Source organism: Pedobacter jeongneungensis, from assembly GCF_039538295.1.
In the GTDB taxonomy this organism is placed as follows: domain Bacteria; phylum Bacteroidota; class Bacteroidia; order Sphingobacteriales; family Sphingobacteriaceae; genus Pedobacter; species Pedobacter jeongneungensis.
This window is the reverse complement of the sequence record NZ_BAABBY010000003.1, coordinates 121,260-141,272: the sequence shown is the minus strand read 5'-3', so window position 1 is coordinate 141,272 and position 20,013 is coordinate 121,260. Positions and strand designations below refer to the sequence as shown.

The 20,013-nt window shown below is 38.7% G+C and carries 20 protein-coding genes; 14 read left to right on the top strand and 6 right to left on the bottom strand.

Translation table 11 applies throughout. The annotated features are described in order from the left end of the window. The first annotated feature begins 398 nt into the window (after nucleotides 1–398). Both ABD769_RS06600 and ABD769_RS06595 read left to right on the top strand, forming a co-directional pair. Complete coding sequence (locus ABD769_RS06600; protein ID WP_344850455.1) at nucleotides 399–2,432, top strand: M13 family metallopeptidase; 2,034 nt, start codon at nucleotides 399–401, stop codon at nucleotides 2,430–2,432. 308 nt (nucleotides 2,433–2,740) lie between these two features. Continuing rightward, entirely contained in the window at nucleotides 2,741–3,520 is a 780-nt protein-coding gene (locus tag ABD769_RS06595; RefSeq protein WP_344850453.1) for a DUF2625 family protein, read from the top strand. Between the two features lie 96 nt (nucleotides 3,521–3,616). Here the strand turns inward: ABD769_RS06595 and ABD769_RS06590 are convergent, their stop codons facing one another. Next, nucleotides 3,617–3,955 (bottom strand): MmcQ/YjbR family DNA-binding protein, encoded by a 339-nt coding sequence (locus ABD769_RS06590; RefSeq protein WP_344850451.1) that lies wholly within the window; start codon nucleotides 3,953–3,955, stop codon nucleotides 3,617–3,619. A 195-nt stretch (nucleotides 3,956–4,150) separates the two neighbouring features. On the opposite strand from ABD769_RS06590, the gene mnmC2 reads away from it, so the two are divergent. From mnmC2 to ABD769_RS06555, 7 genes are all read left to right on the top strand, one after another. Beyond that, nucleotides 4,151–4,816: a tRNA (5-methylaminomethyl-2-thiouridine)(34)-methyltransferase MnmC2 gene (gene mnmC2, locus ABD769_RS06585; protein ID WP_344850450.1), complete on the top strand. Its 666-nt coding sequence runs from the start codon at nucleotides 4,151–4,153 to the stop codon at nucleotides 4,814–4,816. Nucleotides 4,817–5,093: 277 nt separating this feature from the next. Then, on the top strand, nucleotides 5,094–6,041 hold the full coding sequence (locus ABD769_RS06580; protein ID WP_344850448.1) for an aldo/keto reductase: 948 nt from the start codon (nucleotides 5,094–5,096) through the stop codon (nucleotides 6,039–6,041). Nucleotides 6,042–6,121: 80 nt separating this feature from the next. Continuing rightward, a complete protein-coding gene (locus ABD769_RS06575; RefSeq protein WP_344850446.1) occupies nucleotides 6,122–7,231 on the top strand; it encodes an AI-2E family transporter in 1,110 nt (369 codons plus the stop codon). Between the two features lies 1 nt (nucleotide 7,232). Continuing rightward, complete coding sequence (locus ABD769_RS06570) at nucleotides 7,233–7,529, top strand: hypothetical protein (protein WP_344850444.1); 297 nt, start codon at nucleotides 7,233–7,235, stop codon at nucleotides 7,527–7,529. Nucleotides 7,530–7,533: 4 nt separating this feature from the next. Continuing rightward, nucleotides 7,534–7,983 carry a DoxX family protein gene (locus ABD769_RS06565; RefSeq protein ID WP_344850443.1) on the top strand — a complete coding sequence of 150 codons (450 nt, stop codon included), beginning with the start codon at nucleotides 7,534–7,536 and terminating at the stop codon, nucleotides 7,981–7,983. A 19-nt stretch (nucleotides 7,984–8,002) separates the two neighbouring features. Further along, nucleotides 8,003–8,809: a nucleoside triphosphate pyrophosphohydrolase gene (mazG, locus tag ABD769_RS06560; protein WP_344850442.1), complete on the top strand. Its 807-nt coding sequence runs from the start codon at nucleotides 8,003–8,005 to the stop codon at nucleotides 8,807–8,809. Between the two features lie 75 nt (nucleotides 8,810–8,884). Continuing rightward, nucleotides 8,885–10,009 (top strand): ATP-binding protein, encoded by a 1,125-nt coding sequence (locus tag ABD769_RS06555; RefSeq protein WP_344850441.1) that lies wholly within the window; start codon nucleotides 8,885–8,887, stop codon nucleotides 10,007–10,009. Here the strand turns inward: ABD769_RS06555 and ABD769_RS06550 are convergent. After that, nucleotides 10,004–10,387: a YchJ family protein gene (locus ABD769_RS06550; protein WP_344850440.1), complete on the bottom strand. Its 384-nt coding sequence runs from the start codon at nucleotides 10,385–10,387 to the stop codon at nucleotides 10,004–10,006. The two genes, ABD769_RS06555 and ABD769_RS06550, sit on opposite strands and share 6 nt — an antisense overlap. Before the next feature lie 74 nt (nucleotides 10,388–10,461). Here ABD769_RS06550 and ABD769_RS06545 point away from each other — a divergent pair, with 74 nt between their 5' ends. Together ABD769_RS06545 and ABD769_RS06540 are read left to right on the top strand one after the other, a co-directional pair. Beyond that, the gene (locus tag ABD769_RS06545) at nucleotides 10,462–11,256 is read left to right on the top strand and encodes a tRNA pseudouridine synthase A (RefSeq protein WP_344850439.1); all 795 of its coding nucleotides are present in this window, start codon (nucleotides 10,462–10,464) and stop codon (nucleotides 11,254–11,256) included. A 41-nt stretch (nucleotides 11,257–11,297) separates the two neighbouring features. Then, complete coding sequence (locus tag ABD769_RS06540) at nucleotides 11,298–11,744, top strand: hypothetical protein (protein ID WP_344850437.1); 447 nt, start codon at nucleotides 11,298–11,300, stop codon at nucleotides 11,742–11,744. Nucleotides 11,745–11,837: 93 nt separating this feature from the next. Here the strand turns inward: ABD769_RS06540 and ABD769_RS06535 are convergent, their stop codons facing one another. Next, nucleotides 11,838–13,058 carry an ABC transporter permease gene (locus ABD769_RS06535; RefSeq protein ID WP_344850435.1) on the bottom strand — a complete coding sequence of 407 codons (1,221 nt, stop codon included), beginning with the start codon at nucleotides 13,056–13,058 and terminating at the stop codon, nucleotides 11,838–11,840. 169 nt (nucleotides 13,059–13,227) lie between these two features. On the opposite strand from ABD769_RS06535, the gene ABD769_RS06530 reads away from it, so the two are divergent. Beyond that, nucleotides 13,228–14,496 (top strand): exo-beta-N-acetylmuramidase NamZ family protein, encoded by a 1,269-nt coding sequence (locus ABD769_RS06530; protein ID WP_425568852.1) that lies wholly within the window; start codon nucleotides 13,228–13,230, stop codon nucleotides 14,494–14,496. A gap of 253 nt (nucleotides 14,497–14,749) precedes the next feature. Further along, nucleotides 14,750–14,956 (top strand): hypothetical protein, encoded by a 207-nt coding sequence (locus ABD769_RS06525; RefSeq protein ID WP_147229336.1) that lies wholly within the window; start codon nucleotides 14,750–14,752, stop codon nucleotides 14,954–14,956. A 35-nt stretch (nucleotides 14,957–14,991) separates the two neighbouring features. Here the strand turns inward: ABD769_RS06525 and ABD769_RS06520 are convergent, their stop codons facing one another. After that, nucleotides 14,992–16,839 carry a PAS domain-containing sensor histidine kinase gene (locus ABD769_RS06520; protein ID WP_344850433.1) on the bottom strand — a complete coding sequence of 616 codons (1,848 nt, stop codon included), beginning with the start codon at nucleotides 16,837–16,839 and terminating at the stop codon, nucleotides 14,992–14,994. 33 nt (nucleotides 16,840–16,872) lie between these two features. Next, nucleotides 16,873–17,916, bottom strand: a complete 1,044-nt coding sequence (locus ABD769_RS06515) for a DNA topoisomerase IB (protein ID WP_344850431.1) — start codon at nucleotides 17,914–17,916, stop codon at nucleotides 16,873–16,875. A 91-nt stretch (nucleotides 17,917–18,007) separates the two neighbouring features. On the opposite strand from ABD769_RS06515, the gene fmt reads away from it, so the two are divergent. Then, nucleotides 18,008–18,916: a methionyl-tRNA formyltransferase gene (gene fmt, locus ABD769_RS06510; protein ID WP_344850429.1), complete on the top strand. Its 909-nt coding sequence runs from the start codon at nucleotides 18,008–18,010 to the stop codon at nucleotides 18,914–18,916. A gap of 257 nt (nucleotides 18,917–19,173) precedes the next feature. On the opposite strand, the gene ABD769_RS06505 is transcribed toward fmt, so the two are convergent. Continuing rightward, nucleotides 19,174–20,013: an aminotransferase class IV gene (locus tag ABD769_RS06505; protein ID WP_344850427.1), complete on the bottom strand. Its 840-nt coding sequence runs from the start codon at nucleotides 20,011–20,013 to the stop codon at nucleotides 19,174–19,176.

Genomic DNA, 20,013 nt, shown 5'->3' with positions numbered 1-20,013 from the left:
CCGGCAGCAGCGACAGCCCCCGATTTTTCTTCGGGGCTACAGCGGATGGCGGGACTAAAAAATCCGATGGAACGCTGCACACTCATTTTCTAATCTATAAAAACCAAATTTATGGAAAATTAAATGGTTTATCCCGAATCATTCTTAATAGCAATAATTTTTACAAGCGCACAATAAAATTTGTTAAAAAATGTTAATAGTGTATAAAAGATTATAGTGTATAAAAGATTTAAAAATCATGAAATCTATTAAAATCTCATTTTCAGCATCCGAATTGATCAGGCGGCTCGGCCTGGCAAAAATCTACTATTGGTTTAACAAGTAATATTCTTATTATATTGTTCCGGTATTGATTTGTATTTCATAAATTTCGCAGTAAATACTAACTTATTAAGCGAATGAAATACCAAAATTTGAAAAGATATTTTGCGGCACTGGGTATAGTCGCTGCTGGCTTTTCTGCAAATGCACAAACAAAAAAATTTATCGATCCTGCCAATATGGATTTATCCGTTAAGCCAGGCGATGATTTCTACACCTACGCAAGTGGTACGTGGGTAAAAAATAATCCTGTTCCTGCTAAAGAAACACGCTGGGGTTCGTTTAACGAGCTTCGCGATTTCAATATCAATGCGGTAAAATCTTTGGTAGAAGATGCTGCTGCAGATAAATCGGCACCTGCCGGCTCGGTAAAACGCAGGGTTGGCGATTTTTACACGGCTGCAATGGACAGCGTAACCATCGAAAAATTAGGTTACACACCAATAAAAGCTGATTTGGCAAAAGTGAAACAGATTAAAGATATTCCAGGTGTTTTAGACCAGGTGGCTTACATGAGAACCAATGGTTTAGGCGGCGGAATGTTCGGTTTAGGTGTTGGCCAGGACCGTAAAAACGTAAATAAATACATGGTTAACATTGGTCAGGGCGGCACAACCCTACCCGATCGTGATTATTATTTAAAAGATGATGCCCGTAGTGTTAAAATCCGCGATGCATACAATACTTACATGGTTACCTTGTTTACCTTAACAGGAAGTTCCCCAGAAGAGGCAAAACAAAAAGCTGCAACGGTTTACAAAATTGAGAAACAATTTGCAGAGGCGCAAATGAGCCGTTTAGAAATGCGTGATCCTTACGCAACGTATAATAAACTTACCGTTGCTGAATTAAATAAAAAAACACCGGATATTAACTGGACGACTTATCTTCCTAAATTCAAAATCAAAAACCAGGATACGGTTTTGGTTTCGTCGCCTAAATTTATGGCAAGTTTAGATGGCATGTTGAAATCTGTTCCGGTTGAAGATTGGAAAACCTATTTGGAATGGAACATTTTAAAAGGTTCGGCATCAAGCTTAAGTTCTCCTTTTGTGAAGGCAAGTTTTGCTTTCACACAAGCTCAAACCGGTCAGAAGGTGCAAACTCCACGTTGGCAGCGCATGTCATCTTTAACTGATGGCACCATTGGTGAATTATTGGGTCAGCTTTATGTGGCTAAATATTTCAAACCAGAGGCTAAGGAGCGCATGAACCAGATGATTGTGAACCTGCGTAAGGCTTTCGAAATCAGAATTAACGGTTTAGAATGGATGAGTCCTGAAACCAAACAAAAAGCACTGGCTAAATTACATGCTTTTACTCCTAAAGTGGGTTATCCTGAAAAATGGAAAAACTATGATGGTTTAACGATCAACAAAGGCACTTATTTCCAAAACTTACGCAATGCAAGTGTTTGGGGTTACAACGAAATGGTAGATCAGTTGGGTAAACCGGTTGACCGTAAACGTTTTGGTATGACGCCTCCAACGGTTAATGCTTATTACAGTCCTACTTTAAACGAGATAGTTTTCCCGGCAGGGATTTTACAGTTCCCTTTCTTCGATCCAAATGCTGATGATGCTGTTAATTATGGCGGTATTGGTGCGGTAATCGGACATGAAATGAGCCATGGTTTTGATGACAGCGGAAGTCAGTACGATGCAGCCGGTAACTTGAAAAACTGGTGGACAGCAGAAGACAAAGCTAAATTTGATGCTAAAACAAAGGCTTTAGGCGAGCAATTTGATGGTTACACCGTATTAGATACCGTACATGTAATCGGAAAATTAACCATGGGCGAAAACATTGGTGATTTAGGTGGTTTAAACGCTGCTTACACGGCTTTCAAAATGACTAAACAAGGTCAAAGCAACGAGAAAATTGATGGCTTTACACCAGATCAGCGTTTCTTCTTAGCCTGGGCACAGGTTTGGAGAGGTAATATTTTACCAGAAAGTGCTGCTCAGTTAATTAAAACCGATCCACACTCTCCAGGTCCATACCGTACCATTGGTGCTCCTGTAAATATGGATGCCTGGTATAATGCTTTTGATGTTAAACCTGGCGATAAATTATATAAAAAACCAGAGGATAGGATCAGAATGTGGTAGGATTAAGGTAGAAGGTTAAAGGTGGAGGGCTTAAGGCTTTCCCCTAAACCGCATAAAGATTATTTATATCATCCCTATATTGCAAGCGTCCCGATTATTTCGGGACGTTTTGTTTTATAAGCAGTATCAGATGTTACCATCCAACTGCACTTAAATACATGTGCCCAACACTATTCGCCTTAGTTCGTGTCGCCACGAACCAACACTTAAACCAAATTCAATATTTCTTCCAAATCAAAAATTAATGTAACTCCTTTCGGCAATTCTTAATTATCATTCTATCTTTGAAAAAACATAAGTATCCGTCAATGAAAAGCCCAATCAAATCACTCCTTATCCTTGGTTTAAGTTTATTTTCTTTAACAGGTTTTGCCCAGGAAAATAAATTGATTAGTCTTGATGCACTAATTAATAAAACAGACCCTGCCTGGCCGCTCGTAAAGAAATGGATTGATTCTGCCAAAAACAAGGTTGAAGTATTGCCTGTTGATTCTGCAAAAGCAAAAGAGGTACTTTATAATGCGCAGATGACTACTTACGCCACTTTAGGATCGGTAATTTATAACACCGGCGGTATTTTAGTAGATAATGGCTGGATCAGGATTTTAGGTTCGGGCAGCGAAAAGCTAAACCGCAACGTTGCGGAGTGGAACAAAGGGAAAACGCTTGAAGAATATGGCGATAATATGCCGTACCTCTTAATTGCTGATGACGCAGTTGGTGGTTTCTTTGCCATTAATTATGGAGGCTTGGGTAAAGATATTAAAAACGTGTACTACCTGGAACCAAATAGTTTAACCTGGCAGCCGCTGGGTGCAGGTTATGGTGAGTTTCTTGTTTTCTGTTTCGATAGTGATCTTTCTAAATTTTACAAAGGTCTCCGCTGGAACTCCTGGAGCCAGTTTATCGGCAATTTAGATGGTTCTAAAACTTATAGTTTCCGCCCTTACTTATGGCAGGAAGGTACTGATATTGAAAAATGTACCCGAAAACTGGTTAATACGGAAGATATGTACAAATTCAACATCATGAAATCGAAAGAGTTTAAGAATGAGGAAGAAGTGAAAAAGCAGGCGCCAAAACAATAACCTCCATGCCTGGTACATTAGTTACCATCACCAGCTTAAAAACCATAAAGACACGCATGTTGGTTAACTGCTGACGTTGAAAAACTGATATAAAACCTAAGCGTACTTTGCCTGCGTTTTTTTAGGCAATTTAGCCAAAACCATCGCCCGCGAATCTGACACCCTGCTTTTTAATTCCTTATCGTTTAGCACTTCTAAATTTTCGATCTGAATCCATTGCCTTTTCGCCATATGATAAGCCTGTGCGATGCCGCCTCTGGCTGCAAGTTCTTCAAATTCATCGGGATTACATTTGATTGAAAAACTATTTCCCTCATCAATAGCGATAATTACATAAATCTTTTCCTCAATCATAAAACACAAATGTTCCCATTTCATGCCCTCGGTGGTGCCAGGCAGGCTTAAACAATATTCTCTGAAGGATTCGATATCCATGTTAGGGTTTAATGTAAGGTGAAAGCTTAAAGATCAAAGGTAAAAGGATAAATACTAAGGCGCAAGTACCGGCACACAAGTATCGGAATAAAACATGATCCTGAAATCCGTAAATCTTATCAATCCTATTTAAAATACTATCAATCCTGTTCCTATATTTGCACCAATATCTTTAAAATCAATATATCATAGCCCATGAATATTATTACTCCTACTGCTGATGGCTCGAACACACTTTATAACGAAACCATTGGCGAACATTACCATAGTAAACATGGTGCATTACAGGAGAGTAAACACGTATTTATTGATGCAGGTTTAAAATTCGTTTCGGCTGACCGGTCAGAAATTTCCGTTTTAGAAGTTGGTTTCGGAACCGGACTAAACTTTATTTTAAGCTTCGAATATTGCCAGGCAAACCACATTAAACTCAATTATACCAGTATTGAAGCTTTTCCACTTACCTGTGAAGTAATTGAGCAAACCGGTTATTCGGGTTATGTTCCGGAAGGGATCTGGTCTGATTTTATTACCAATTACCCAAATGCATTAAAAGCACCTCAAAAACTCACCACGCTTTGCGCATTGGAAATACCGCACACCACCCTGGCCGAATATCAAACCGACCAAAAATTTGATCTCATTTATTATGATGCCTTCTCTGTTCAGCACCAGCCCGAAATGTGGAGCGATGAAATTATAGCGCATGCCTGCAGTTTTTTAAAACCAGGGGGAACTTTTGTTACCTATGCCATTACAGGGAAATTGAAAAGAGCAGTTAAAGCCAGCGGGTTTACCATCGAAAAATTACCAGGCGCACCGGGGAAAAGGGAGATGCTTAGAGCAGTTAAAGAGATGTAAATGATGGAAAATGTAAGATGGATGATGGAAAAGTCCGGGGTCGGAGGTCCGAAAGTCAGAAGATAGTGTTATCTAAAATCTCTTCCTAACCCTCCGAAAGTTGGAAGATAAAATTTCAAAAGAAAATTATGAATAAATAGCCACTTACTTTTGTGCCCTCCAGCGCTTGCTCTCTGTGTACTTTGCGGTTAAAACCTACGATATCCTGACATAATTCAGACCACTGTATAAAACCTCAGCCTATATAATTTGTTAGCATAACATTAACATTCGTATCATGGAAAAAAGAACCTTAGGAAAAACCGATTTAAATATTGCGCCCATTGTATTTGGAGGAAATGTTTTTGGCTGGACAATCGACCAGCAAAAATCATTTAAGATATTAGACCAATTTGTAGAAAACGGATTTAATTTTATCGATACTGCCGATGTATATTCGCGCTGGGTACCCGGAAATAAAGGTGGTGAATCGGAAACAATTATCGGCAACTGGCTTAAAAAACAGAACAAACGCCACGACATCATTATTGCTACAAAAGTTGGCTCAGATATGGGTCAGGGAAAATCGTTAAAGAAAGATTACATCATTAATGAAGTGGAACATTCTTTATCCCGTTTACAAACCGATTATATTGACCTTTATTTTTCTCATTTTGATGATGAAAGCACTCCCGTTGAAGAAACTTTAAGTGCTTACGAAACATTAATTAAAGCCGGAAAAATACGCTGGATTGGCGCTTCGAATTTTTCTGCCGCTCGGTTAAAGGAATCATTACTGAGTTCAAGCGAGCATAACCTTCCACGTTATGAGGTTTATCAACCTGGTTACAACCTTTACGATAGAGAAGAATTTGAACAGGAACACGAAAAAATATGCCTGGAACATGGCTTGGGTGTAGTTACCTATTATTCTTTAGCAAGTGGCTTTTTAACAGGAAAATACCGCAGTGAAGATGATTTAAATAAAAGCCAGCGGGGCGGTGGTGTTAAAAAATTCCTGAACGAGCGTGGTTTCAGGATTTTAAAAGCGCTTGATCAGGTGGCAGATAAATACAAGGTAGAACCCGCTTCTGTAGCGCTGGCCTGGTTAATTTATCACCCCTCAATTACGGCCCCAATTGCAAGTGTTACCGATTTAAGTCAGTTAAAATCGTTCACCGATGCAGCAAACCTAAAACTCTCGCCTGAAGATATTTCACTTTTAGACCAGGCAAGCAGCTTTTAAAAAATAATGCCTTATATTTAAATGCCCGATTAATCAAACAATTAGTCGGGCATTTTGTATTAAACAGGATTTAAAATTTTATGAAAGACAAACTATCATTTCTACCCAAACTGGCACTGGTTCTTTTCTGTTTAATAAGTTTAACCTACATTGCCATTTTAGGCCAATCACTTTTGGCGCCTTTACTTTTCTCCTTTTTAATGGCAATTTTATTGCTCCCTGTAGGTAATTTTTTAGAACACAGGTTAAGATTTAAAAGAAGTTTATCAACACTGGTTTCAGTAATCCTGATGATTTCCGTAATAGGCGGCATCATTTACTTTTTTGGCAATCAGCTAAGCGATTTATGGGCAGACTGGCCTTTACTAAAAGAAAAAGCCAATGTTTCGTACCACGAGCTCCAGAAATGGATTTCGCATACTTTTGGGGTAAACTCGCAAAAACAGCTCGATTATTTAAATGATAGTACCGAAAAAGCATTGGCTACAAGCGCTGCAATTGTTGCCACAACCCTGGCTACCCTATCTTCTACCCTGTTGTTTTTAGGTTTCACACTATTGTTTACTTTCTTCATTTTAAATTACCGCAGGGTTTTATTTACCTTTTTAACTTCTGTTTTTAGAGAAGAACACAAAGAAAAAGTAACCGAAATTGTAAGTCAGATCCAGTATATCATCAAAAAATACATCATTGGCTTATTTCTGCAGATGCTGATCGTTACCGTATTAATGATTACCGTACTCAGTTTGTTAGGCGTTAAATATGCCGTTCTTTTGGGTTTGGTAGCCGGTATTTTTAATGTTGTTCCATACCTGGGGATATTTTTTGCACTATTGGTGAGCTGTTTAATCACCTTTGCTACCGCCGGGGCCGGTAAGGTATTATTGGTTTTAATTGCTTTTGTAGGTGTGCATGCTATAGATGGAAATGTGTTGATGCCTTTGGTAGTAGGCTCGAAGGTAAAAATAAATGCCTTGTTTGCCTTTATCGGTATTGTGGTTGGCGAAATGATCTGGGGCATATCGGGCATGTTTTTATGCATCCCTTACCTGGCGATGTTAAAAATCATTTTCGACCGGGTAGATAACCTTAAACCATGGGGCATTTTAATGGGAGAAGAGCATAAACCGGATAAAAAGAAACGCATTTACCGGATCACTAAAAAGATTAAATTAGAAGAAAAAGATTAAAATGGCCGAAAACAGATCGCCACATATTTTAAGTACTTCTGCAAACTTGCTGGGGATCTGCTTTATCGTGCTCACTTCCCTAAAAAAGCTGGCACTTACCGATGGTTCATTAATTGATGAATTTGCCGTAGCGGCCGTGATGTTTTTTATGACCAGCTGTATTTTATCCTTTATCGCCATGCGAAGGATAAAAACTTCAAGTCAGCGGCTGGAAAAAACAGCAGATTTTATATTTTTATCAGGCCTGGTGATATTGTTTATAGCAACCATCTTAATTGCATTTAACCTGATAAAATAATTTAATGAAACCTTTATTTGTACTACTCCTGGTATATGTGGCACTTTTAACTTTTGGCAGTCACACCACCTTTGATAAAGGAAATATTTTTGCAGGCAATATTGCCATGGGTGTAATGTTGCTTTTTACAGCCATCGGGCATTTTAAGTTTAAAACCAGCATGGCGGCCATGATTCCTTTATTTATCCCTAAAAAGGTAGAAATTGTGCTTTTTACAGGTGTGCTCGAAATTCTATTTGCCATCGGTTTAGCAATAGAAAGTACGCGGTATTACACAGGAATTGCACTGATCATCTTTTTTCTGGCCATTTTACCAGCCAATATTTATGCGGCTAAACACCGCATTAATTATGAAGACTTGTACAAACCCGGTCCAGGACCAAAATATTTATGGTTCAGAGTACCTTTTCAGCTTTTCTTAATCAGCTGGGTTTGGTATTTTAGCGTCCGATAATTTACCTCATTAATAAAACATGCCAAACAATCCAATTCCTGCCAGCGCCAGCAATCCGGCCGATGCTTTTACACGCTTACTCACCGTTTTAGATACTTTGCGTACGCAATGCCCATGGGATAAAAAGCAGACTATGGAAACCTTGCGCCACCTAACCATAGAAGAAACCTATGAGCTAAGCGACGCCATTTTAGAGGGCGATTTAGACGAAATTAAAAAGGAACTTGGTGATGTGATGATGCACCTGGTGTTTTATTCGAGAATTGCTTCAGAAACGAACGATTTTAACATTACCGATGTTTTAAATGGGGTTTGCGATAAACTGGTAAACCGCCATCCGCATATTTATGGCGATGTTGAAGTACAAAACGAGGAAGATGTAAAACGCAACTGGGAACAGATTAAGCTGAAAGAAGGCAATAAATCGGTACTGGCAGGTGTTCCTTCTTCTCTACCGGCCTTGGTTAAGGCGGCACGCATACAGGAAAAAGCCCGTGGTGTGGGTTTCGATTGGGAAGATAAAAACCAGGTTTGGGAAAAAGTAGAAGAAGAATTGCAGGAATTTAAAGCGGAATTTAATGTTGCAGATCATACAGCAATTGATATCGAAAAAGCAGAATCAGAATTTGGCGATGTACTTTTCTCACTGATCAATTATGCGCGGTTTATCAATATCAATCCTGAAAACGCCCTGGAAAAAACCAATAAGAAGTTTATTAAACGTTTCCAGTACCTCGAAAGTAAAGCCAAAGAAAATGGTAAAGCCCTTGCTGATATGACACTTTCAGAAATGGATGTATATTGGAATGAAGCAAAGCAATTATAGCTAAAAGGAGTAAAATCGCAAAATTTATATGAAATTTGCGATTCCATTCGCAAAATTTATATTAAATTTGCGAATATGATTTTAAGAGCAATATCCAATTCCATTCAAAAACACCTGAAAGATGAAAAGGCAATCATACTTTTAGGTCCAAGGCAAGTTGGAAAAAGTACGCTCATCCAACAATTGTCTTCAGAATTTACTAAACCGGTTATGTGGTGGAATGGTGATGATGCAGATATCAGAACAATACTTAATAATACCACCTCTACATCGTTACGTGCACTACTTGGAAAATCAAAAACACTGGTAATAGATGAAGCGCAAAGAATTGATAATATCGGTCTGTCTATCAAATTAATTATTGATCAGCTTAAAGATGTAAAGGTAATCGCTACAGGCTCATCAGCTTTTGAGTTAGCCAACCATATCAATGAACCGCTTACTGGCAGGAAATGGGAGTATAATCTGTTCCCATTTTCTTTTGGAGAAATGGTAGAAGAGCATGGCTTACTTACCGAAAAAAGATTATTACACCATCGCCTGGTTTATGGCTACTATCCAGAAATTGTAAACAACCCTGGCGGAGAAGAAATACGGTTAAAACAATTATCAGATAGTTACCTATATAAAGATATCTTAACCTGGGAGAAAATACAAAAACCAGATAAGATGGAAAGATTAATCCAGGCTTTAGCTTTTCAGGTTGGTAATGAGGTATCATACAACGAACTGGGCCAATTATCAGGTTTGGATAATCAAACAACAGAGAAATATATCGATCTGCTTGAAAAGGCTTTTATTGTATTCAGACTCGGATCTTTAAGTAGAAACCTAAGAAATGAACTAAAGAAAAGTCGAAAAATTTATTTTTACGATAATGGAATCAGAAACGCTGTGATTAATCAATTTAGTCCGGCGGTATTAAGACAGGATATTGGGGCTCTTTGGGAAAATTTCGTCATTAGTGAGCGGGTTAAGTTTCTTGCTTATAAACAAATTAACTGTAACCAATATTTTTGGCGTACACATGCCCAGCAGGAAATAGATTATATTGAAGAAAGAAACGGATTAATGAGCGCTTATGAAATAAAATGGAATCCAAAAGTTAATACGAAATTTCCAAAAACATTTTTAGATGCCTATGAAAATGCTGAAAATAAAGTAATTACGCCGGATAATGTAACTGAGTTTTTGTTATAAATAAAAATCCCCATCCACATAATACCATTTACTGTCTTCTAGCCTGAAATTAGATTTTTCATGTAATACCTCGGTCTGGAACTTTTTGTTGAGGTAATAGGCTTTAAACTCCACCACATCAAAATCCGAAAAAATAATTTCGAGCTTAAGCCATCTGGTATTTTTTGCACTATTTAAATAAGCGCTTTTCGAATGGTTTTTTCTTTTGCTGCTATGTGTAGTTTCGTAAAGATAATCGGCATTGGCCATTACAAATGCCGAATACCGCGACCGCATTAGAGCCTCGGCAGTTGGTGCAGTTTTCGCTTTTAAATGGTAAGGCTGGCAACAATGCTGAAAGGTAATGCCGCTTCCGCAGGGACAATTTATTAAATCCATGATTAAATTTTACCCCGCAAAAATAGGATTTAATATTCCTGCTGCTAAAATTTCCGTAAAATTGCACCGAAATAATGAGATACTTCTTCCATATTGCATATCAAGGTCAATACTACAGTGGCTGGCAAAAACAACCCGGGGTTAAAAGCGTTCAGGAAGTTATTGAACAAACGCTTTCTAAAATCCTAAAATCGCCGATTGCCATTAATGGCTGTGGCCGCACAGATGCACATGTACATGCAAGTCAGTTTTTTTTCCATGCCGATATTGAAAAAGAAATTGATTTCGACCTGCTTTACATCCTAAACAAAGCATTGCCCTATAATATTGCGGTATTCGACATTATTAAAATGGAAGGAAAGCCCCATGCAAGGTTCGATGCCGTACAGCGTAAATACGATTATTTTGTACACACCTGTAAAGATCCCTTTTTAAGTACGCAAAGTTCTTTTTATCAGCTCAATAATCTCGATTTTGATAAAATGAAAGCTGTTGTAGAACTTTTACCTCAATATAAAGATTACAGGGCCTTTTGCACCCATCCGGATAAATACGAACATACCATCTGTAATGTAATGGAAGCCCGTTTATTGGTAAATCCTGCAGGCAACCGGTTCAGGTTTCACATTGCAAGCAACCGCTTTTTGGGTAAAATGATCCGCATTATTATGGGTAAACTGTTAATGGTTGGTAAAGGAGAACTCAGCCTGGATGAATTTGAAAGTGAACTGATCAGCTTAAAACCCTCCAAACTATCGTTGCCCGCCCATCCAACAGGCTTATACCTTTCGAAGGTGACTTATCCTTACCTTAACCTCGAGCCACGTACCGAATTTATCCAGAGCATACAAGAAACAGACTGGATTTAAATTTATTGTAGCGTTTTCATTTTGAATCCCGTTTAAGGGATATGAAAGTTCAAATCAGCATGCTATTATTTGCCATTTGCCTGTGTTTCGGTTGTAAAAAGCCAACAAGTGTTAATGTTTTAATGGACGGTAATTATACTGGTGTACTGGTAATCAGCAATAGTGCGAAATCGGTTCCGGTAACCCGTCAAATTTCGATTTCGTTAAAAGACGGCAAATTTAATATTACATCCGATGTTGGCTCTACCCTAAAATCATTAAGCGGCAAAGGCACTTATAATTTTAAAAACGGCATCGGCTATTTTGCTGATGAAGGTGTTTGGACGGCAGATTTTGATTGGGGCATGATATTAAACGGCGAATATGATATTAGAAGCAGCGGTGCAGATTTAACATTGAAAAGAAGATCGAAACCACAAACAAACATCGATCCGGCAACCTCATACGCTACAATGAGTTACGAGTATATTTTAAAGAGAACCAATTAACACACCAATATAAATTGAGTTAAAAAGAGCTTAGGTTTAGGTTTGCTTGGGCACCGGGTTTTGATCTGCCTGGTGACCCAAGTTTTTTTTGAATTACTTAAACCTGATGGCCTTTAACGGAGAAACCTTGCTGATTAAAAGTGAAGGGATAATCAGAACGGTTAAACACACCACCACCGTAATTACGTTAAGCAGCAATACATCCATAAAGTGAAATTCTATCGGTGCGTAAGCTAAAAAGTATGATGCCTGATTAAGCTTAAATATATGGGTAGATTGCTGTAAAAAACCAAGTCCTAAGCCTAAAATATTGCCTAAAAGCAGGCCAATTCCAACGAGATAAGCCGAATTGTACAGGAAAATTTTCATAATGCTCCAGTTGCTGGCCCCAAATGATTTTAGCATCCCGATCATGTTGGTACGTTCTAAAATCATAATCAATAGTGCCGTAACCATGTTTATAACGCCAACAATCAGCATCAAACTCAGGATCACATTTGTATTTACATCAAGTAAACCCAGCCAGGTAAAAATATTAGGGAAATTTTCTTCAATAGAATAGGAACGTAAATTTCGCGGCAGTTTTTCGTAAATGTTATCGGCAACGGGTTTTAGCTTGTTAAAATCCTTAATCCTGATTTCGATGCCGCCAATTTCGTTTGGCTGCCAGTTATTTAAACGTTTGATGATATTCAGGTTGCCCAAAACAAATCCCTTATCAATATCTTCTACCCCGATATCATAAACACCAACGATTTTGAATTTCCGCGGACGGAGCTGGTTTTGAACAAAGTACATAATGAAATCATCACCGGTTTTGAGTTTTAAGCGCTTAGCGGTGTAATTTGAAATTAACAATTCCTGCATGGCAGCCGTACTATCAGAAAAATCGATAATTGTACCGCTGATGATATGCTGTTTGATATAATCCCATTTATAGCTTTTGTCAACCCCTTTAAAATTAATGCCTTCAATTTCACTATTGGCCGAAAGAATGGCGGGTTTGGTAGCGAAAGGATAATAAAACTCGATATCTCTATTGGTTTTGAGCATTTTTTGGGTTTCCGCATCCAACACAAAGGGCGAATGTTCGAAAGAATTGTTCAGGTCGTAACGGGTAATCTGTACATCACCCAGGTATCCCCTCACTTTATCCTGAATTTCGGTTTTAAAGCCTTTAATAATGGCAATGGATAGAATCATAACAGCGAGGCTCAGCATTACGCCTGCTATTGCAATGCGGACAATCAGTTTAGAAAAAGTACGCTCAGATTTAATGGCTATCCGCCCTGCTATGAAATATTCGAAATTCAATTTAATCAATTGTTAAGTAACAAAAATGCTCAATTCCTTTTTAAAAATGGCATTTTTGAAAATAAATAACCAACTTTAAAGATCAGCTCGCACAAATCCCAATAGCATAAATCAAAATACAGGGTAAATTGTTTTGCTGTAATTACCGGAAGATTAGAATCATAAAAAAATGAAAAAATACATCAGCTTTGCTTTAACCAGCTTAATTGCATTATCTGCCTGTGGACAGCCAAAACCACTTGAACAGGAAGCTCTTGGCAAAAAAAGTCCTGAAAATAGAAAATTGATGATCAGGACGCCAAAATTGCCATCAACCTTGAAAACGGGAGCAGAACAGACCGAAAAATACCTTCCGTTATTAAAAGGCAAACGTGTGGGTATGGTGGTAAATCCTACTTCGGTTATAGGTGAGCAAACCTCGGTTGACAGCCTATTAAAACGCGGCATCAAAATCCAGAAAATATTTGGCCCTGAACATGGTTTTAGAGGCAATGCGAGCGCTGGCGTTACCGTCAATGATGATGTAGATACAAAAACAGGCATTAAGGCCATTTCGCTTTATGGCAAACACAGCACGCCTACGGCTGAAGACCTGGCCGATGTTGATGTGATGGTTTTTGATATCCAGGATGTGGGCGTACGTTTTTACACTTACATTAATACGTTACAGCATGTAATGGAAGCCTGTGCGGTAAACAACAAACCATTGCTGATTTTAGATCGCCCGAACCCGAACGGTTATTTAATAGACGGACCAATTTTAGACCCAAAATTTAAATCGGGCATTGGTGTACAGCCCATTCCAATAGCACATGGCTTAACCGTTGGCGAATATGCACAGATGCTAAACGGCGAGGGCTGGCTAAAAGACAAAGTGAAATGTAAAATCACGATTATTAAAAATGCGAATTACAACCATGATATGGAATATGTTTTACCCGTTAAACCCTCTCCAAACCTGAATACACAGCAGGCTATTTTGCTTTATCCTTCTACCTGTTTGTTTGAGGGTACTTATTTAAACCATGGCCGTGGTACGATGTTTCCTTTTACCATTGTTGGGGCACCATACCTTAAAGGTAAGTTTGATTTCAGTTTTACGCCAAAAAGCATAAAAGGCATGTCGGAAACACCTTTATTCCAGGATCAGGTTTGTTATGGTCTGGATCTGAGAAATTATGATACTGCAGAATTGATAAAATCGAAACAGGTAAACATCAGCTGGTTAATTGAACTTTACAAAGCATCGCCACGAAAAGAAGATTTCTTTAACACCAAACTGAGCAAAGAAATGGGTACAATTGAGAGACTGGTTGGTGTGGGCGATTTCAGACAGCAGGTAATTGACGGAAAAAGCGAAGCAGAAATACGGGCAAGCTGGGAACCGGGATTAAGTGCCTATAAAACGATGCGTAAAAAATATTTGCTGTATAATTAAGGATTGAGGGAAAGAATGATTGAATGAGAGATTGAGGGATTGATTGAATGAGAGATTGATTGAATGAGAGAATGAGGGATTGATTGAATGAAGGAAGGAATGCCGCTGATGAGAATATTTTCAAACTTAACAGATTAAGAATTGTTATTACCTACAGGTTTTATACTTTATAACATTACAACCTTAAACTTTACAACATTATAAACTTACAACATTTAATCATTCAAAATTTATTTATTCAATCACTATAACCATGAGCGGTCCAAAAGTTAAAAGCGATAAACCAGGAAGCAATTATCAGGAAGAAGTGCCAAAAGGCAGGGAACCTGTTGACCATAAAACGGTGAGGAAAGAAAACGACAGCACGCCGAATAAAGCGCCAAAAACCAATAATCCGGCTAAACAGCGCGAACAGGAAGAACAACCGGTACACCCGATAAAAAAGGCACCAAAAGAATAACAGATGATTCCATTGATTTAATCAAATCAGTGGAATCATCTTTTTAAAGCAAAATAAAAAGTGGCACCCTGCCCCTCTTCGCTTTCTACCCAGATCCTTCCGCCTTCACTTTTTATAATTTCGGAAGAAATATAAAGTCCCAGGCCTAAACCGGGATAAGTATGCTGCAACTGACCGCCAACACGGTAAAACTGATCAAAAACGAGGTGCTGTAATTCTTTCGATATGCCAATACCAAAATCTTTTACGCTTAAAATAATTTCGTTGTCTGTTGTGTAAGTTTTTACATCAACCTGATCGGCATCTGCAGAATATTTAATGGCATTTGATAAGAAATTGGTAATTACCTGCCCAATACGTTCTTTATCAGCATAAACGTTAGCATGCCCCTGCAAATCGGTATGGATATGATGCCTGGCACTAATGTGCTGCATTTCCTCAGCAATTTCGGCCACAGCAAGATCAAAATCAAAATTTACCGGATTAAAGGTCATTTTACCGGATTGAATCTTGGTCACGTCGAGCAGGTCGCCGATTAAGCCGGTTAACCGGTTTAACTGTACATCCATTTTATGTACCATCGAAGCCTTTTTCTCATCACCATCATTTCTGATCATCCGCTCTAATACCTGCGCATAAGCTTTAATACTGGTTACAGGTGTTTTAAGTTCATGACTGGCGATTCCTAAAAACTCATCTTTTTGCTGTTGTAGCTGCACCTGTTTGGTTACATCCATCGCAGCGTGTAAAATGGCGTAAACTTTGCCATCTACATTTCTTAAAGGCTTATAGGTAAAATTAAACCATACTTTTTCCAATTTACCGTTAACAGGTAATAAGGCCTCCTGCTGATCGGCATGATAAGGAATACCCGTACGATAAACTTCTTTTAAAATACCAATAAATGGCTGACCTTTTAATTCAGGAATAGCCTCTTCCATAGGTTTGCCAATTACACTTTTATCTTTACCCCAAAAGCGCAGCATTTCATCGTTGGCTAAAGAAATGATGATATCTTCTGTTTCGTAATAGCCCGTGGCCATTGGGGTATCCAATAGCAAATTCCGGAAACGTTCTTCGCTTTTGGCCATTTCCATACGCGAGTGTACCAAAGAAGTAATTTCGTTGGCTACAACCATGATACCGGTAACCACATTGTGCTGATCGCGGATCGGATCATATACAAAGTTGAAATAATAATCCTGAAGCCTGCCTTCTCTTTCTAACCTGGCCATGGTTTCGTAACCATAGTGGGCTACACCTGTTTTATAAACCTGGGCAAGTAAATCGGGAAAGGGTTGTCCCTTTAGTTCTGGCAAACCATCAATTAAATTGAGCCCTATAACGTCTTTTGTTTTTCCCCACAATTTCAGCAGATCTTCGTTTGCCTGCTCTATTACAAAATTTTCTCCTCTTAAAATACCAATCGCCACCGGGGCATCCTGAATCATTTTTCGAAAAAGTTCTTCACTTGCTTTTACTTTTAACCTGGCATTTACCAGTTCAGTAACATCGGTTGCATTATTAACAATACCCCAAACTTGTCCGTTATCATCTTTTAAAGGTTTGTAAATAAAATCAAAATAAAACGTTTGCAGTATTTCATCATTGATCAGCAATACGCGGTCTTCTTTGGTTTCGTAAGCAACACCGGTGAGGCGTACCTCTTCCAGAATTCCTAAAAATGGCTGGTCTTTTAGTTCAGGCAGTGCAATAGCAAGTTCTTGTCCGATAACACTATTATCTCTCCCCCATGCTTTAAGCATTGCTTTATTGGCAACTTTAATTACCATCTTTTCTCCAACATATAATGCAATTGGCATTGGAGATTCTTCGATCAATGTATAAAAAACAGTGGCGTTATCGTCAAGATTAATTTGCATATAGAGGATAAAAAAACAAATATAACGGGTTTTTTATTTACTATTCGCTTTCAAAAACGACAATAATACTTTCTCATCATGCGCCAGAGCTAATTTCCCGATAACTTTATTGTTGTTCATCTTTTTCATGTATTTACCTAACTCATTGTTCTCGTAAGCGGTAAGCAATAAAGGATATACGTAAGAACTCTTGCACACAGCTCTTGTATTTCCTAATTTTTTGGCAACGCAATCCAAAACGTTTATAATGGCCTTTTTAGAGTTTAAATTAAAACTTTCATCGGCGCTGCATTTCGAAAACTGGCGCAATGCTTCCAGTGTACCGCCCCAGGTCCTGAAATCTTTTGCGGTAAAATCATCGCCTGTAATTTCTCTGATATAATTATTTATTTTGCCCGAGTCGATGCTTTTATGTTCTTTTCCATGGGTATAAAACTGAAATAATTCCTGCCCTGGGATGTCCCTGCATTTTTTAACCAGTTTAGCTAGAGACCTGTCATTCAGTTCTACTTTCTGCTGAACACCTTTTTTACCTATAAAATCCATGGTAATTTTACTGCCGTTGATTTTTACGTGTTTATCACGCAAGGTTGTAAGGCCAAAAGAGCCGTAAAGCTGCTTATAACTTTCGTTACCCACACGAATGAGTGTTTTTTGGAGCACATCAACCGAAATGGCGAGTACTTTGCGTTCGTCAAAATCTTTGCGGCGGAGGTCTTTCTCCAGGTTTTTTCTGGCATTGGGTAAAGCCTTTCCAAATTCCAGCAAGCGGAAATATTTATCTTCCGACCGGCGGCTGGTCCATTTGTTGTGGTATTTATATTGTTTTCTGCCTGCTGCATCAATCCCGGTAACCTGCAGGTAGGCATTGGGTTTACAGGCAATCCACACGTTTTGCCACGCAGGCGGAATAACCAACGTTTTTATCCGCTCGAGGTGCTTTTCTTCGGTTATTTTTTTTCCTTCCTTATCTTCGTAATGAAATTTACCTGGTTTGCCTTTACGGTAAATACCAGGCATGGCATCAGTTACGTACACCAATCCACTTGCTTTAACAACATCTTTGCCTTGTACCATTTTTTGCCTATAAGTATGGGTTTATTTTTAGTTATTTTGCAAAACTTTAACGTGGGTATCACGTTATTTTTAGAAACACAACACTTTCTTTATGAAAATAGTTTTTATGGGTACGCCCGATTTTGCTGTAGCTTCTTTAGATGCCTTAGTACAAGCCAGTTTTGATGTGGTTGCCGTGGTTACTGCACCAGATAAACCAGCCGGCCGTGGCCAGAAACTGAACGAAAGTGCTGTAAAAAAATACGCTGTAGAAAAAGGAATTCCTGTTTTGCAGCCCGAAAAACTAAAGAATCCCGAATTTATTGAGGAATTAAAATCATACCAGGCCGATCTGCAGGTTGTAGTGGCATTCAGAATGTTACCGGTGGTGGTTTGGAGCATGCCAGCCAAAGGAACTATTAACTTACACGGCTCATTATTGCCACAATACCGTGGTGCAGCACCGATTAATCATGCCATTATTAACGGGGAGAAAGAAAGTGGTGTTACTACCTTTTTCCTTAAGGAGGAAATTGATACAGGTGATATCATTATGAGTGACAGTGTGGCCATTGCAGATGATGAAACCGCAGGAGACCTGCACGATAAACTGATGGTTGTTGGTGCAAATTTACTGGTAAAAACCCTCCACACCATTGAAGCAGGTGAAGTACAAGAACAACCGCAGCCACTAAGCGATGATTTAAAACATGCACCAAAGATTTTTAAGGAAGACTGCAAAATCGACTGGAACAATAGTGCACAGCACATTCACAATTTAATCCGCGGTTTAAGTCCATACCCAACAGCTTTTACTGCGCTTAATGATAAAACTTTAAAGGTATTTAAGGCAGAACTCGAAGATAAGGAACCGGGTATTGCAGCCGGTGGTTTTTTAACTGATGGTAAAACCTATTTAAAATTTGCGGCTAAAGATGGATTTATCAAATTGCTGGACATCCAATACGAAGGTAAAAAGCGCATGCTGATCGAAGATTTTTTAAGGGGAATGAGGTTGTAGTGCGGTTGGAGGAGAGCGGTTGGCGTTTAGTACGGATTAATCGCAATAGTCAGAAGTTCTTAGTCTGGAGTCTTGACGGCGAAGAAATTCCAAAAGAGTTGACATCTCGACCGGAGCATGGCGGAGTGGAGAGATCTATCTAAACAGATTTCTCGACTTTGTTGCACTTCGCTCGAAATGACCGCTTGTAATTTTACGTTTGGCATAAATTAACCGCTTAACCTGACGAATAAACCAACGGCAAATGAACCAATGAACTAAAAAACGTTCAATTTTTCGTTCAAAAATTTCGAAACTTCATTAAAATAGCGTTTTCTGCCATAACCCATCACCCACTGGATACCCTGCGTGGCATTGGTAATGAAAACTTCTTCAGCTTCTTTTAAAATCTCCGGATTAATCTGTGCTTCGATTAAAGGCATATCGTTCATTTTGCATAATTGCATAATGGCCGTACGCATAACACCACTTACGCAGCCTTCGGCCAGTGATGGCGTATAAATCTGCTTGTTATATACTATAAAAACGTTGGCGCTGATGCTTTCGCACAGAAATCCGTGTTGGTTCAGGATCATGGCCTCATCCAAACGGTTCTGGCTTTTAAAAAGTCCGGCCATCACGTAAAGTAAAGCATTGGCTGTTTTATAATTCGATAGCTTATTTACCGGTTTGGTCATTTCATCATAAACATCAATAATTAAACCTTTGCTATTGAGTTCATAATTTGATGATTTTAAAGGAATCCCCTCTAAAACATAACCGGCTTTATTAATTTCGGGCGTATATACGCCGGCGCCTCCCCGGTAAACGGAAAGACGAAAGCGGACATTGCCGTTCCATTTATTGCGTTTAGTAAGATCAGCCGTTTTTTGACGCAAAAAATAATCGTCCATTAAAGCATGACCATCAATTTTAAGCGCTTTCATTCCGGCAGTAAGCCTGTCGGCATGTAAATCGGCAAACTGCAGCTTATTGTTAATCATCCGCATGCTTTCGAACAAGCCATCGCCAAATTTAAAGCTCCTGTTGGCAGCCGTTAAAAATGGAACATCAGCTGCCTGAAATTCATCATTAAATAAGAGGTACTCCTGAAGCAT